This window comes from Isoptericola haloaureus, assembly GCF_036689775.1.
Taxonomy (GTDB): domain Bacteria; phylum Actinomycetota; class Actinomycetes; order Actinomycetales; family Cellulomonadaceae; genus Isoptericola; species Isoptericola haloaureus.
In genome coordinates, this window is sequence record NZ_JBAGLP010000110.1 from 108,717 (window position 1) to 122,369 (window position 13,653).

Below are 13,653 nucleotides of genomic sequence, written 5' to 3' on the forward strand. Positions count from 1 at the left end.
GCCGGGCCGCCGGTCAGGCCAGGTCGCGGACCGCGGCGTACTGCTCGCGGACGACCGGGCGCGGGTCGGCGTCCAGCGTCCGGGACACGGCGGCGGACCACGCCGGGGCCCCGGCGCCGGGCGCCTCCGCGGCCGCCAGCACCCAGGCGGCCTGGCGTGCCGCGCCGTCGGCCACGTACTCGCCGGGTTCCGGGATCGAGATCGGCAGGCCGAAGACCTGCGTCGCGACCTGCTGGACGGCGGGGGACTGGGCGGCCCCGCCGATCAGCAGCACCCGCTCGACCGGCACCTCCTGTGCGCGGAGCGCGTCCAGGCCGTCGGCGAGCCCGCACAGCATGCCCTCGGTGTAGGCGCGGGCGAGGTGTTCGCGCGTGGAGGTCGCCAGGCGGATGCCGTGCAGCGTCCCGGTGGCGTCGGGGCGGTTGGGGGTGCGCTCACCCTCGAGGTAGGGCACCAGCACCAGGCCGTCCGACCCGGGCGGCGCGGCGAGCGCCAGGTCCGCGAGCTCGTCGAAGCTCGCTCCCAGCACGCTGCGGGCGGCGTCGAGCACGCGCGCCGCGTTGAGCGTCACGGCCAGCATGAGCGCGTTGCCGGTGGCGTCGGCGAAGCCGTTGATCGCGCCGGAGCCGTCCGCGGTGCGCCGGGGCGCGACGGCGGAGACGACGCCGGAGGTGCCGAGCGAGATCGCGATGTCGCCCGGCTGCATCCCCAGGCCCAGGGCGGCACCCGCGTTGTCGCCCGTGCCGGGGCCGAGCAGGGCGCCGCCGTCCACGGCGCCCCCGGCGACCGACGGGTGGGCGACGCCGCCCGACTCGGCCGGGGCGAGGACACGGGGGAGCGCGACGTCGTCGCGACCGAACCCGAGCCGCAGCAGGTCGCGGCGGTAGGCGCCGGTTGTGCCTTCGTCGTCCCCGGGCGCCTCGGCGTCGTAGTACCCGGTGCCCGACGCGTCGGAGCGGTCGGTGAACAGGGCGTCGAGGTCCGGCCCGAGCGGGGACTCGTCGGCGGGGCCGTAGCCGGCGATGCGCCAGCTCAGCCAGTCGTGGGGGAGCGCGACGGCGGCGACGCGGGCGGCGTGGTCGGGCTCGGCGTCGCGCAGCCAGCGCAGCTTGGTGATCGTCAGGGAGGCGACGAGGACGGAACCGGTGGAGTCGGCCCAGCGCTGGGCACCTGTCTCGCGGTCGCCGTCGCCGAGCTCGTGGATCAGGTCCTCGGCGGCCTGGGCGGAGCGGGTGTCGTTCCACAGGATCGCGTCCCGGATCACGCGCCCCTCGGCGTCGAGGGCGACCAGACCGTGCTGCTGGCCGCCGACGGCGAGCGCGGCGACGTCGTCGAGCCCGCCGGCCTCGCGAGCGGCAGCGAGGAAGGCGTCCCACCAGTGGTCGGGGTGGATCGCGGTGCCGTCGGGGTGCTTGGCGGACCCGCTGCGCACCAAGGCGCCGGTGTCGGCGTCGCGCACGACGATCTTGCAGGACTGCGTGGAGGTGTCCACGCCGGCCACGAGGGGCATCTTCGCTCCAGGTCAGGGTTGGCAGGGGTTGTGGGCATGATTTCTGCAGCGACACGCCGGGGGCGGGCTGCAGAAATCATGCCCACAACGGGAGGGGTGTCAGCCGATGAGGTGCTTCAGCGCGAGCTGGTGCAGCTTGACCAGCCCGTAGTCCTTCTCGGCGGTGGCGTCGACGTCGATCCCCTCGACCGAGGCGTCGGCCATGAACGCGTCGAACGACTCGCCCTCGGCCAGCGTGGACGCGCCGAGGTCGAAGATCCCGGCGTGCTCGAACGCCGCCTGGACCTCCGGGTCCTCACGGTAGGCCTTCGCCTTGGCGGCGAGCATGTCGTAGGTCTCCATGTTGGCCTTGGCCGACTCCCACACGCCGTCGAGGTACTCGGTGCGCGACGGCTTGTAGTCGAAGTGGCGCGGGCCCTCGTAGCGCGGACCGCCGTTCGGGAACCCGTTCTCCAGCAGGTCGACGGTGAAGAACGCGTTGAGCAGGTCGCCGTGGCCGAACACGAGGTCCTGGTCGTACTTGGGGCCGTGCTGACCGTTGAGGTCGATGTGGAACAGCTTGCCGCAGTACAGCGCCAGCGCCAGGCCGTGCGTGTAGTTGAGGCCCGCCATCTGCTCGTGCCCGGTCTCCGGGTTGAGGCCCACGATGTCGCCGTTGTCGAGCGTGTCGATCAGCGCGATGGCGTGGCCGATGGTCGGCAGGAAGATGTCGCCGCGGGGCTCGTTCGGCTTCGGCTCGAGGCCGATGCGCAGGTCGTAGCCCTTCGCCTTGATGTACGCGGCGACGGTGTCGATGCCCTCGGCGTACCGGGCGTGCGCGGCGTGCAGGTCCTTGGAGTTGTCGTACTCGGTACCCTCGCGGCCGCCCCACATGACGAACGTGGACGCGCCCATCTCGGCGGCGTTGTCGACGCTGCGCAGCACCTTCTTCAGGCCGAAGCGGCGCACGTCGCGGTTGTTCGACGTGAACGCGCCGTCCTTGAAGATCGGGTGGCTGAACGTGTTGGTGGTGACCATCTCGCAGACGAGGCCCGACTCCTGGGCGGCCTTCTTCACGGCGTCGATGCCGGCCTGGCGCTCGGACTCCGAGGCGCCGAAGGGGAACACGTCGTTGTCGTGGTAGGTGAAGCCCCAGGCGCCGAGGTCGGCGAGCTTGCGGACCGACTCGGCCGGGTCCAGGTCCGGGCGGGTCGCGCTGCCGAACGGGTCGTTCGCGGGCCAGCCGACGGTCCACAGGCCGAAGGAGTACTTGATGTCGCTCACGGGATTCTCCTCGTCGAGTCGGTCGCCGGGCGACGGCCACGGCGTTTGTTGTACGGCTGAACTATTGCGCGTCGGTGGGCTACAGTCAAGGCGTGACCGCCGAACCGACGACGACGCAGCGCACCAGCGGCGTGTCCGCGGGCGCCGGGGGACGAGCGTCGCGCCAGCACACCCTGCGCGAACGCAACCTGCGCCTCGTCGCGCGGGCGGTCTACGACGCCGCGGCCGCCTCCGGGGAGCGTCCCGACGCCGTCCCACCGTCCCGCGCGGACGTCGCCGCCGCCACCGGGCTGACCCGGGCGACGGTGTCCACGCTCGTCGACCGGCTCATCGCCGCACGCCTCGTCGCCGAGCTTCCCCCCGTCCCCGCCCAGCGCGCCGGCCGCCCGGCCGTGCCGCTGGTCCCCGCCCCGCGGACCGTCGTCGGCCTCGGGCTCGAGGTGAACGTCGACTACCTCGGCGTGCGCGGCCTCGATCTCGCGGGCGACGTCGTCGTCGAGCACGTCGAGGCCGGCAGCTTCCACGACTCCGACCCCGTCGCCGTGCTCGGCCGGCTCGGCTCGCTCGCGTCCGACGCCGTCGCCCGCCTCGACGCCGACGGCATGCGGGTCGCCGGCGCCCGGCTCGCCCTGCCCGGACTCGTCGACGCCCGCACCGGTGAGCTGGAGGTCGCGCCCAACCTGGGCTGGTCGTCCCTCGACCCCGTCGCGCTGCTCGGGCTGACCGACGTCGCGGTCCAGGTCGCCAACGAGGCCAAGCTCGCGGCGCTGGCCGAGCTCGCCGGCGACACCCCCGACTCCTTCCTCTACGTCTCCGGGGACGTCGGCATCGGTGCCGGCATCGTCGTCGACCGGGCCCTGTTCCTCGCCGAGCGCGGGTGGAACGGCGAGGTCGGGCACGTCGTCGTCGACCCTGCCGGACCGCGCTGCACCTGCGGCGCGCACGGCTGCCTCGAGCAGTACGCCGGCAAGGAGGCGATCCTGCGGGCCGCCGGGCTGGCGGGCGACGCGCCGCTGGAGTCGCTGACCGCGCTGCTGCGGTCCGACGACGGTGCCCCGGCCGAGCAGGCACGTTCCGCCGTCGTGCGGGCCGGGCAGGCGCTCGGCTCAGCGCTCGCGGACTTCGTGAACCTCACGGGGGTCTCGACCGTGGTGCTCGGCGGGGTGTACACGGACCTGGAGCCCTGGCTGCGGGAGCCGGTCGAGGCGGGACTGGCCGAGCGCGTGCTCGCGGCGCCGTTCGCGCCGGTGGCGGTCCGGTCCGCGCGGGCCGGCGTGCACGCGGCGCTGACCGGGGGAGCGCGCGAGGTGCTGCGAGAGGTAGTGGCCGACCCGGCGGCCTGGGGCTGATTCCTGCTCCGGTGGGCTCGGACGCTAGGCTGTGGAGCGTCGTCGGGGCTTCGGTTGCGGCGACGCGTCGTCCTCGAGACGGCGGGCGCCTGTAGCTCAATGGATAGAGCAGGGTCCTCCTAAGACCAAGGTTGGAGGTTCGAGTCCTCTCAGGCGCACACCTGTTCGACTCCGTGTCGGTGCCTCCTGGCAGGCTGACCAGCGATGACCCGGCACACCACCTTCCGCTTCAGTCTCGACCCGACGGTCGAGCAGCGGAGCGTGCTCGAACGGCACGCCGGGGCGTCGCGGTTCGCCTTCAACCAGTGCCTGCGGTTCGTGTTCGACGCCCGCCGGGCCCGGGAACGCGGCGAGGACATCAGGGTCCCCCGCACCGGCAACGACCTCATCACCACGTTCAACGTGTGGAAGAAGTCCGAAGCGGCGGGTCGTGTCTTCACCGTCGCCCCGGACGGGACCGCGCAGGTCACCGACACGGGCCTCGTGTGGCGACGGGAGGTCTACCAGCAGGTCTTCGAGGAGGCCGCCGTGGACCTGGGACGCGGGCTGGCCGCGTGGTCCGCGTCCCGGCGGGGCGAGCGTGCGGGCCGGCAGGTCGGGCACCCGGGCTTCCGGAAGAAGGCCACGGCTCGGCAGTCCTTCCGCATCCGCAACCAGTTCCCGCGGCGCGGCAAGCCCGCGATCCGGGCCGGGGAGGCCACGCCGCGGTCGGTCCGCCTGCCCGGCGTCGGGACGCTGCGGGTCCGCGAGGACACGCGCCGCCTGCGGCGCATGCTCGCGAAGGACCGGGCGCGGATCCTCTTCGCCACCGTCTCGCGCGGTCAGGGTCGCTGGTGGGTGTCCCTCAACGTCGAGGCTGCGGACCTGCACCCGGCCCAGCAGCATCCGGACCGGGGAACCGACTCGGCGGAGGCGGACTCGCGGTGGGTCGGCGTCGACCTCGGTCTGACCTCCCTGGCGGTCGCGGCCCGCAGCGACGGCACCGAGGTGGACCGTATCGACGCCTGGCCGCGGCTGCTGCGCTCTACCGCACGCCGCCGTCGGGCACTGCATCGCGCCGTGACTCGCAAGCAGAAAGGGTCCCGGCGTCGTCGGCAAGCCGTCGCTCGGCTCGCCCGCTACTACGCCTGGACGGCGCGTCGCCGACGTCACCACGCGCACCTGATCTCGAACCGGCTGGTCAAGGCCCACGACCGGCTCGTCCTCGAGCATCTCGACGTGCGGGGCATGATCGCGCGCAACCCCACCCTGGCCGAGTCGATCCACGACGTCGGCTGGTACCAGCTCACCCGGCAGATCGCCTACAAGCTGGCGTGGCGCGGTGGCGAGCTGGTCCGGGCCGACCGGTGGTTCCGGTCGTCGCAGACGTGCTCGGCCTGCCGGTCCGTGCAGGACATGGGCGGGGTGGCCGTGCGCCGGTTCGACTGCCGCACGTGCGGTCTGTCCCTGGGCCGCGACCTCAACGCCGCGGCCAACCTCGCCGCCTGGGCCGAGCTGCACCACGGTGCAGACGTCTGGGCCCGGGACCTTCCAGCAGAGGGCCCGGTCATCAACGCCCACCGACGGGAACGCTCTGGCCGCCGCCTCCGCGGCGGCGAAACGGACCCGGAGGACGTGGGAACCGGGGCTCGGGCCCCCGCCTGAGCTCCGGACGCCCGAGAAGGGCGGTGCTCTGCCGACCGCAGGCATGCTGCAAAGCTGGTGTGGTGGCCGCGTCGTACCCTGCCCGCATGCCGCTCTCCGACGTCGAACCCCGCCTCGACTCCACCGACCCGTCCGCCCAGTTCGCGGCCTACCTCGACTACTACCGGGCCGTCGTGGCGCGGAAGCTCGACGGGCTCACCGATGTCCAGCTCGCCACCAGCACCCTGCCGTCCGGCTGGACGCCCGCCGAGCTGCTGATCCACCTGGTCCACATGGAGCGGCGCTGGTTCGTGTGGGGGTTTCTCGGCGAGCAGGTCGACGACCCGTGGGGGGACCACGCCGGCGGCGACCCCGAGGGCCCCTGGCAGGTGCCCGGCGGCGTCACCGTGGTCTCGCTGCTCGACGCCCTTCGCGCCGGGGGCCAGCGGACCCGCACTGTGCTGGCCGGGCACGGCCTCGCCGAGAGAGCCGCCGTCGGCGGACGCTTCGCCGCGGAACCGCCGACCCTGCTTTGGATCTGCTTCCACGTGCTCCAGGAGTACGCCCGCCATGCCGGGCACCTCGACGTCGCGCGGGAGCTGGCCGACGGCGCTCTCGGCGAGTAGCCCGCGGACGGGAGCGCCCCGCACCTGACACCGGCTCCCGCTCGCGAGCCACCACTCGGTGTGGGCATGAAATCTGCAGGTCCGCAGCGCAGCGAGGCTGCAGATTTCATGCCCACAGCGAGAAGGGGGTCAGGCGGCCTCGGTGTGCGCGATGTGCGCGAGCTGGCGCCACACCAGGACCAGCGTCAGCCCGGCGCCGACGAACGCGAACCAGAACGGCGCCGTGATGCCCCACCACTCGGCGAGCAGTCCGCCGATGAAGTTGCCGACGACGATCCCGCCGAAGAGCCCCAGCAGGTACACCGACCCGACGCGGCCCTGGTACTCGGTCGGCACGGCCCGCTGGCGCACCGTGTTCGACACCGTGCCCCAGACGAACGTGTACAGCCCGAACGCGAACAGCGCGAGCATGGCGACCCAGCCGGTCGTGGTCAGGGCGAGCACCAGGTGGAAGGCGACCTCGGCGGACAGGCAGACCTTCATCAGCGTCGCCAGCGCGAACCGGCGTTCCAGGCGTCCGTAGACCAGCGTGGCGAGGATGCCGCCGACCGCCGAGGACGTGATGAGCAGGCCGTAGCCGACCGGGCCCATCTGGACGCGCTCGAGGGAGTACAGCACCAGCACGCCCCACGGCGCGGCCCACGTGAGGTTGAACGTGAAGATCACCAGCGCCAGCGTCCGCACCGGCGGGTGGTGCCACAGCCACCGCAGACCGTCGCGGATCTCGCCGCGTGTGCCCGCCGTCGTCGCGCGCGGCACGGCAGGCAGCGCGATCCGGCTCACCAGCATGATCGCCAGCGCCAGGCAGAGGACCTGCACCAGGAACGGCCAGGCGGCACCGGCGGCGAACAGCGCGGCGCCGACGGGCGGCCCCACGAGCTGGTTGCCGGTGAGGAACCCGGCCTGCAGCCTCGCGTTGCCCGTGCCGAGGTCGCGCGAGGCGACCAGCATCGGCAGCAGGGTCTGCGCGGTGGTGTCGGCGAAGACCTCGGCGACACCCATGAGCAGCATCGCCACCAGCACGACCGTGACGTTCACGTTCCCCGTGACGATGAACGCGCACAGCACGGCCACGACGACGGTCCGCAGCACGTTGGCCACGATGACCAGACGACGGCGGTCGAGGCGGTCGGCCAGGGCGCCGGCCCACAGGCCGAGGACCACCCACGGCAGACGCTGCAGGAGTGCGGCGAGCGCCACCAGGAACGCCGAGTCGGTCTGGGAGGCCACGAGCAGCGGCCCGGCGGCCAGCGCGATGCCGTCGCCGATGTTGCTGGTCCAGCTGGCGGCGATGAGCCAGCGGAAGGAGCGTCCCATCCGGGCGGGGACGATCGCCTCGAGCATCCGGCGCACCTGCGGATGGTAGGTCGTCGCGCCGGCCGTGCGCCAGGTGGTTTTCGTCCCCTCACCTGCACCCGGGGGTCGGGCTGCTGACCTGCGCGAATCGTTTCGACGTGCGCGAGGTGTATTGACGTGTTAGCGCACCACCGGCAAACTCTCCGATGGCAGCGCGCACCGCCCGCCCCCTGCGCGGTGCGCGCTGTCCTTCCCCGGCTCCCGAGCCGGGCGGCGCCTCCTCGGACCCCCACCGAGGGGGCGTTCGTGATTCCCCGTCGGTTCGGCGTGCCCGCCACGGGCGAGAGCCGACGGCGGACTACCGTGCTGGCGTGAGAGTGTTGCGCCGATCCACCGCCGCGACCGTGGCCTCGTCCGCGGCCGCGCCGCAGGACGCCACCGGACCGACGGACCGATCGGCGGACGCCGGCTCCCCCCGGGAGCCCGTCGCCGACGAGCAGGCCGAGGACCGGCCGGTCGACCACGAGCAGACCGACGGCGCGAGCTCCCGCAGCGCGCCATCGGCCGGTCCCACCACCACGACGCCGCTCGTCGACGCCGTGCGCCGCTGGCGCGCCGGCCTCGTGGAGACCGCCGGTGGTGCCGGGGTCGCCGACGTCGGGCTGCTCGGCGAGGCCGTCGTCGACCTCTCCGCCGCCCACCCCTCCGGCGTCGCCCAGCTCTTCGCCGGCCGGGCCACACGCCTGTCCAACCTCGTGCGCGAGGGCGCCGCGTTCCCCACCGCCCGCCGTCGGGCCCGGGCCGTGATGGTCCGGTCGGCCGAGCACGCCGCCCGGTACGGCATGGCGCCCACCTACCTGGCGATCGGCGTGGCCACCTGGACCGAGGCGGTCGACGCCGACGGCGAGCCCACCGCCGAGCGCCGCGGGAAGCTGACGGCGCTCGCGGACGTCGCGGCGTCGGGCGCCAGCGCGGCGTCCGCGGCGAGCGTCTCCTCGCCCCCGGAGGCCGTGACGACCTCCATCCCCGTGGTCAGCGTCGCGGCGCGCGAGGCCGACGCCCGGCGCGCCCCGGCCCCGGACGAGGCGGGCGGGGGCAGCCGCACCGTGCACGCCCCGGTGCTGCTGCGCCCGGTCATGCTCGCCCCGCGCGGCGAGGGCGAGACCGACTACGAGCTGACCCTGGAACCGACGGTCGAGGTGAACCCGCAGCTCGTGCGCACCCTGCGGGCACGCGGGGCCCGGCTGGACGCGGCCGCGCTGGCGGACGCGACGTTCACGGCGGCGGGGTTCGACCCCGACGACGTCCTGGACCGGATCGCGACGGTCGCCGCGGAGCACCTCGACGACTTCTCCTGGGAGCACCGCGTGCTCGCGGGCACGTTCGTCCACCCGGCGCAGGCGCTCGTGGACGACCTCGACGAGCTCGCCCCGGGCCTGGGCCGCCACGAGCTGGTGGCCGCCCTGGCCGGCGCCGACCCGGCCCGCCGCCGGGTGGCGGGCGTCGAGCTGCCCGCGCCGCGGCGCACGGACGCCGACCCGGTGCGCGAGCGCGGCGTCGGCGACCTCGACCCCGACCAGCGCCACGTGGTCGAGGCCGCCGCGACGGGCCACCACCTGTTCGTCGACGCCCCGGTGGGCTCCGACGTCGCCGGGACCCTGGCCGCGGTCGTCGCCGAGGCGGCCGCCGCCGGGCGGTCGGTGCTGTACGTCACCGGACACCGGCGCGCCGCCGACAGCCTCGCCCAGCGGCTCGAGGACCTCGGGCTGGGCAACCTCTCGCTGGACGTCACCCCGCGGCCCACCTGGCGCGACGACATGGCCCAGCGGCTGCTCAGCGCGATGGCCAGCGAGCCCGAGGACGTCGACACCGCCGGCCCCGCCGGGGTCCGGGACGCGCTGATCGGTGCGCGGGCGCAGCTCACCGGCTACATCGACGCGCTGCACGCCCGGCGCGCGCCCTGGGGCGTGTCCGCCTACGACGCGCTGCAGGAGCTGGCTCGCCTGACCTCGGAGCGGCCCTCGCCGTCGACCCGGGTACGTCTCGACGCGCGCACGGCGCTGAGCCTGGACGAGGCCCGACGACGGCGGCTCGCGGCCGACCTGGAGCGCGCGGCGGCGCTGGGCGCCTTCACGCTGCGGCCGTCCGGGACGCCCTGGTTCGGCGCGGACCTGCTGACCATGGATGCCGCGCGCGACGCCCTGGCGCGGGCCCGGCGGCTGAAGGACGCGACCCTGCCGCAGCTGCGCCGGCAGATCGCCTACACCGGCGAGGTCACCGGGCTGGAGGTGCCGCGCACGATCCGCGCGTGGGGCGACCAGCTGCGCATGCTCGCCGGGATGCGCAGCACGCTGGACGTCTTCCACCCGATGGTGTTCGAGCGCACCGCCACGGACCTGGTGCAGGCCACGGCGCCGCGGGCGTGGCGACGCGAGCACGGCATCGAGATGGGCTGGTTCACCCGGCGCCGGCTGCGCAAGCGCGCCCGCGACATGGTCCGCCCGGGGGTGCGCGTCACCGACCTGCACGCCGCGCTCGAGGAGGTCGCCGCGCAGCGCGAGCTGTGGGCCGAGCACTCCGCCCGCGGCGGCTGGCCGACCCTGCCCGAGGGGCTGGCGACGATCGAGGACACCTACGAGGCGGTGCGCATCGACCTCACCGAGCTCGAGCCGGTGCTCGCGCCGACCACGCAGGGCGGACGCCTGCTCGACCTCGACCTGGACGCCCTCGCCGAGCGCCTGCACCAGCTCGTCGGTGACCCGGAGGCCCTGGAGACCCTGCCGGAGCGCACGGCGCTGCTGCGGCGGGCCCGGGAGGCCGGCGTCGGCGAGCTCGTCGACGACCTGACCACCCGGCGCGTGGCGGGGGAGCGGGTCGCGGCCGAGCTGGACCTGTCCTGGTGGTCGACGGTGTTCGAGCAGATCCTCGTCGAGGACCCGGTGCTGGCCGGGCAGGACGGGGCCGGTCTCGACGCCCTGGCCCGCCGCTTCCGCGACCTGGACGTCCGGCACCTGGCCGCGCTCTCCCAGCCGGCGCGGGTCGCTGCCCGGGCGCACCTCGGCACGGCGATGCGCGAGGACCGCCAGGGTGCCGAGGACCTGTTCGCCGAGCTCATCGGCGGGCGGATGAGCTCGCTGCGGGACCTGGTCGACCGGTACGGCGACCTGGCACGGCGGCTGCGCCCGGTCGTCCTGGCCACCCCCACGCTGGTGCCGCACCTGCTGCCGGCCCACCGCACGGCGGACCTCGTCGTGGTGGACGCCGTCCAGCACGTGCCCACCGAGGTGGTCCTGCCGGCGCTCGCCCGCGGCCGGCAGGTCGTCGTGGTCGGCGACCCGCGCTCGGCCTCGGGCACCAGCGTGGCCGAGCTGTCGGAGCTGCTGCCCACCCTCACCCTGCAGCCGCGGGAGAACCGCCGCGACCCCGCGCTGACCCGGCTGCTCGCGACCCACGGCTACGACGGCCTGCTGCGCCCCGCCCCCGTGCCGCGCGCGGAGGAGCTGGTCCGCTTCGACCTCGTCGACGGCAGCGGGATGCCCGACCAGTCCACCGGCGCCGTGCAGAGCACCCGCGCCGAGGTCGACCGGGTGATCGAGGCCTCCATCGACCACGCGATGACGAGGCCCGAGGAGACGCTCGGCATCGTCACCGTCACCGCCGCGCACGCCGACCGGATCCGCGAGGCGCTGCTGGCCGAGGTCCGTGCCAACCCGGCGCTGGCGCCGTTCTTCTCCGGTCGTCGGCCCGAACCGGTGGTGGTCGCCGACATCACCGGCGTCGCCGGGCTCTCCCGGGACACCATCCTGCTGTCCGTCGGTTTCGGCCGGACGCCGCACGGCCGGGTGCTGCACCGGTTCGGCGTGCTGGGCGACGACGGCGGCGAGGCGATGCTGCTGGGCGCGCTCGGCGCGACCCGCCGTCGGCTGCACGTGGTGAGCTGCTTCGACGCCACGGCGCTCGATCCCGACCGCCTGCGGGGTGCCGGACCGCGGCTGCTGCGCGAGGTGCTGGAGATGGCCGAGCGGCGCTCGGGGGTGGCCGACCAGGTCGAGCTCGGGAACGGCGTCGACGTGGGGCGCGTCCCGGACCGGCTGGTGACCGACCTCGGCGAGCGGCTGTGGCGGCTCGGCTACCTGGTCGAGACCGACTACGGCACCGTCGACGGCGAGCACGTCCCGCTGGTCGTGGGGCACCCCGACCTGCCCGGGGAGATGCTGGTCGCGGTGCTCACCGACGACGAGGACTACGTCGCCGAGCCGTCGGTGCGCGTGCGCGACCGCCAGCTCGCGCAGCGCCTCGAGCGTCTCGGCTGGACCGTCACGCAGGTCTGGTCCGCGGCGGTGTTCCTCGACCCCGACGGCGAGGCCGACCGGGTGCGGCGACTCGTGCAGCGGGTGCGCGACGACCGCGTCGGCACCCCGGGTGGCGTGCCCGTGCCGCCGCGGGTCGTGGTCCCGGTGCTGGACGAGGACGGCGACCCGGACACCGCGGCGTCCGCGCCGGGCCCGGACACCGCGGACCAGGACGCGTCGTCGGCGGACTGACCGCCGGGCAGAATGGTGGGGTGAGCCCGCACGCCGCCACCCCGGCCCCCGACCCGGACGACCCGGACCCGCAGCGTCCCGCGTCCGACGCCGACGCCCCGCGGCGCCGGGGTCCCCGTCGGGCCGTGCGCCGCGGGACCGAGCGCGAGACCCACTGGGGGGTCAGCGCCGACGAGTCCGGCGGGCACGGCTCCAACGACGAGCGCCTGCGCGGGGACGTCCCTCCGCACTGGTGACCGGCGGCGCCGACGCCGGCCTCGGTGCCTGCGCCGCCGCTGGCCTCAGTGCCGGCGTGCGGAGAGCAGGTCGCGGATCTCGGTGAGCAGCACGATGTCCGGGTCCGGCACCGGCGCGGGCTCCGGCTCCTGCCCGCGGGCCCGGCGCTCGGCGAGCTTGTTCATCGGCATCACGACGAAGAAGTACAGACCGGCCGCCACCACGAGGAAGTTCAGCACGGCGTCGAGGAAGAGGCCGATGCTGAACTGCGCGCCGTTGATCATGAAGGTGCCGACCTGGGTCAGGTCCGGCTCCCCGAAGACCGCGGCGATGAGCGGCAGGAGGATGCCGTCGTTCAGCCCGGCGATCACCGTGGCGAACGCGCCGCCGATGACGATGCCGACCGCGAGGTCGATGACGTTGCCTCGCATGATGAACTGCTTGAAACCCGTGAGCATGATGTGACGGCGTCCCTTCGTGGTGGGGTGTGGTGGCCGCGACGATTCTCGGCAGCGTCTCCCGGGACCGCAACACCGGTCACGGCACCAGGACCGGGGCGACCGCTCCCCATCCGGAGGCGGCCGACACGGCCGCGGCCTCCTGGGGAGAGACGGCGAGCAGCGTGACCGGGTCCGCGGCGCCGCCCGTGGCCGAGCCGAGCAGCCCGCCGCCGGCCTCGTCGTCGGCTCCCGCCCCCTCGTCGGGCGGCGGCAGGACCTCGGCGCGACGTGCCAGCCGCGTGCCGTCGTCGTCGGTGGCGACGAGGTCGACCCGGTCGCCGGGGCGCAGCCAGTCGGACTCGGTCAGGCGCACGGCCACCACGACGCTCCCCGGCGGGGCGGCGGCGGCCGGACCGCCGCGGCGGAGCAGCGCGGGGGAGAGCGGCGTGCCGGCCGGCAGGTCCACGGCCGCGGTGCTGCCGGCGACGTCGGCGGCACCGTCCAGCAGGGCACCCGGTGCCAGGCCGGCGTCGACGCGCACCGTGGTGACGTCGTCGGCCCCGAGGGGCTGGCCGCCGTCCAGAGCACGTGCGGTGACCAGGACCTCGCGGATCACCGGTGGGGCGGGGCGGACGGCGTCGACCGTGGTCCAGGCGGCGAGGCCGCAGCAGACGGCGGCCACGACGAACCGGGACCGCCAGGCGGCGAGGCGGAGCCGGTCGCGGATCCGGCCGTGCACGGAGAGGTCCATGGCCGGCACGCTAGGCCGGGCCGGGCGGGCACTCC

The 13,653-nt window shown here is 74.9% G+C and carries 10 protein-coding genes and 1 tRNA gene; 6 read left to right on the forward strand and 5 right to left on the reverse strand.

Annotated features, from left to right (window positions below; translation table 11 throughout):
• Positions 1-13 precede the first annotated feature (13 nt).
• Together V5O49_RS04405 and xylA are read right to left on the reverse strand one after the other, a co-directional pair.
• A complete protein-coding gene (locus V5O49_RS04405; protein ID WP_332901166.1) occupies positions 14-1,510 on the reverse strand; it encodes a xylulokinase in 1,497 nt (498 codons plus the stop codon).
• 99 nt (positions 1,511-1,609) lie between these two features.
• The gene (xylA, locus tag V5O49_RS04410) at positions 1,610-2,773 is read right to left on the reverse strand and encodes a xylose isomerase (protein ID WP_332901167.1); all 1,164 of its coding nucleotides are present in this window, start codon (positions 2,771-2,773) and stop codon (positions 1,610-1,612) included.
• A gap of 92 nt (positions 2,774-2,865) precedes the next feature.
• On the opposite strand from xylA, the gene V5O49_RS04415 reads away from it, so the two are divergent.
• The 4 genes from V5O49_RS04415 to V5O49_RS04430 all read left to right on the forward strand — a co-directional run bounded on the left by V5O49_RS04415 (position 2,866) and on the right by V5O49_RS04430 (position 6,371).
• On the forward strand, positions 2,866-4,122 hold the full coding sequence (locus tag V5O49_RS04415) for an ROK family protein (RefSeq protein ID WP_332901168.1): 1,257 nt from the start codon (positions 2,866-2,868) through the stop codon (positions 4,120-4,122).
• Positions 4,123-4,207: 85 nt separating this feature from the next.
• Positions 4,208-4,280, forward strand: a tRNA-Arg gene (locus tag V5O49_RS04420).
• A gap of 46 nt (positions 4,281-4,326) precedes the next feature.
• Complete coding sequence (locus V5O49_RS04425; RefSeq protein WP_332901169.1) at positions 4,327-5,766, forward strand: RNA-guided endonuclease InsQ/TnpB family protein; 1,440 nt, start codon at positions 4,327-4,329, stop codon at positions 5,764-5,766.
• 86 nt (positions 5,767-5,852) lie between these two features.
• Positions 5,853-6,371, forward strand: a complete 519-nt coding sequence (locus tag V5O49_RS04430; RefSeq protein WP_332901170.1) for a DinB family protein — start codon at positions 5,853-5,855, stop codon at positions 6,369-6,371.
• Positions 6,372-6,500: 129 nt separating this feature from the next.
• Here V5O49_RS04430 and V5O49_RS04435 read toward each other — a convergent pair whose 3' ends face one another.
• Positions 6,501-7,715, reverse strand: coding sequence for an MFS transporter (locus V5O49_RS04435; protein ID WP_278237540.1), 1,215 nt, complete (start codon positions 7,713-7,715; stop codon positions 6,501-6,503).
• Between the two features lie 323 nt (positions 7,716-8,038).
• On the opposite strand from V5O49_RS04435, the gene V5O49_RS04440 reads away from it, so the two are divergent.
• Both V5O49_RS04440 and V5O49_RS04445 read left to right on the forward strand, forming a co-directional pair.
• Entirely contained in the window at positions 8,039-12,211 is a 4,173-nt protein-coding gene (locus V5O49_RS04440; RefSeq protein ID WP_332901171.1) for a hypothetical protein, read from the forward strand.
• Positions 12,212-12,231: 20 nt separating this feature from the next.
• Entirely contained in the window at positions 12,232-12,447 is a 216-nt protein-coding gene (locus V5O49_RS04445) for a hypothetical protein (RefSeq protein WP_332901172.1), read from the forward strand.
• 45 nt (positions 12,448-12,492) lie between these two features.
• Here V5O49_RS04445 and mscL read toward each other — a convergent pair whose 3' ends face one another.
• On the reverse strand, positions 12,493-12,885 hold the full coding sequence (gene mscL, locus V5O49_RS04450; protein WP_332901173.1) for a large conductance mechanosensitive channel protein MscL: 393 nt from the start codon (positions 12,883-12,885) through the stop codon (positions 12,493-12,495).
• A gap of 79 nt (positions 12,886-12,964) precedes the next feature.
• Positions 12,965-13,618: an SAF domain-containing protein gene (locus V5O49_RS04455; protein ID WP_332901174.1), complete on the reverse strand. Its 654-nt coding sequence runs from the start codon at positions 13,616-13,618 to the stop codon at positions 12,965-12,967.
• Positions 13,619-13,653 lie beyond the last annotated feature (35 nt).

Bases quoted from the DNA above. Each gene is read 5' to 3' on its own strand.
- V5O49_RS04435 (WP_278237540.1), bottom strand. From the start codon at position 7,715: ATGCTCGAGGCGATCGTCCCCGCCCGGATGGGACGCTCCTTCCGCTGG.
- V5O49_RS04455 (WP_332901174.1), bottom strand. From the start codon at position 13,618: ATGGACCTCTCCGTGCACGGCCGGATCCGCGACCGGCTCCGCCTCGCC.
- V5O49_RS04430 (WP_332901170.1), top strand. From the start codon at position 5,853: ATGCCGCTCTCCGACGTCGAACCCCGCCTCGACTCCACCGACCCGTCC.
- V5O49_RS04425 (WP_332901169.1), top strand. From the start codon at position 4,327: ATGACCCGGCACACCACCTTCCGCTTCAGTCTCGACCCGACGGTCGAG.
- mscL (WP_332901173.1), bottom strand. From the start codon at position 12,885: ATGCTCACGGGTTTCAAGCAGTTCATCATGCGAGGCAACGTCATCGAC.
- V5O49_RS04405 (WP_332901166.1), bottom strand. From the start codon at position 1,510: ATGCCCCTCGTGGCCGGCGTGGACACCTCCACGCAGTCCTGCAAGATC.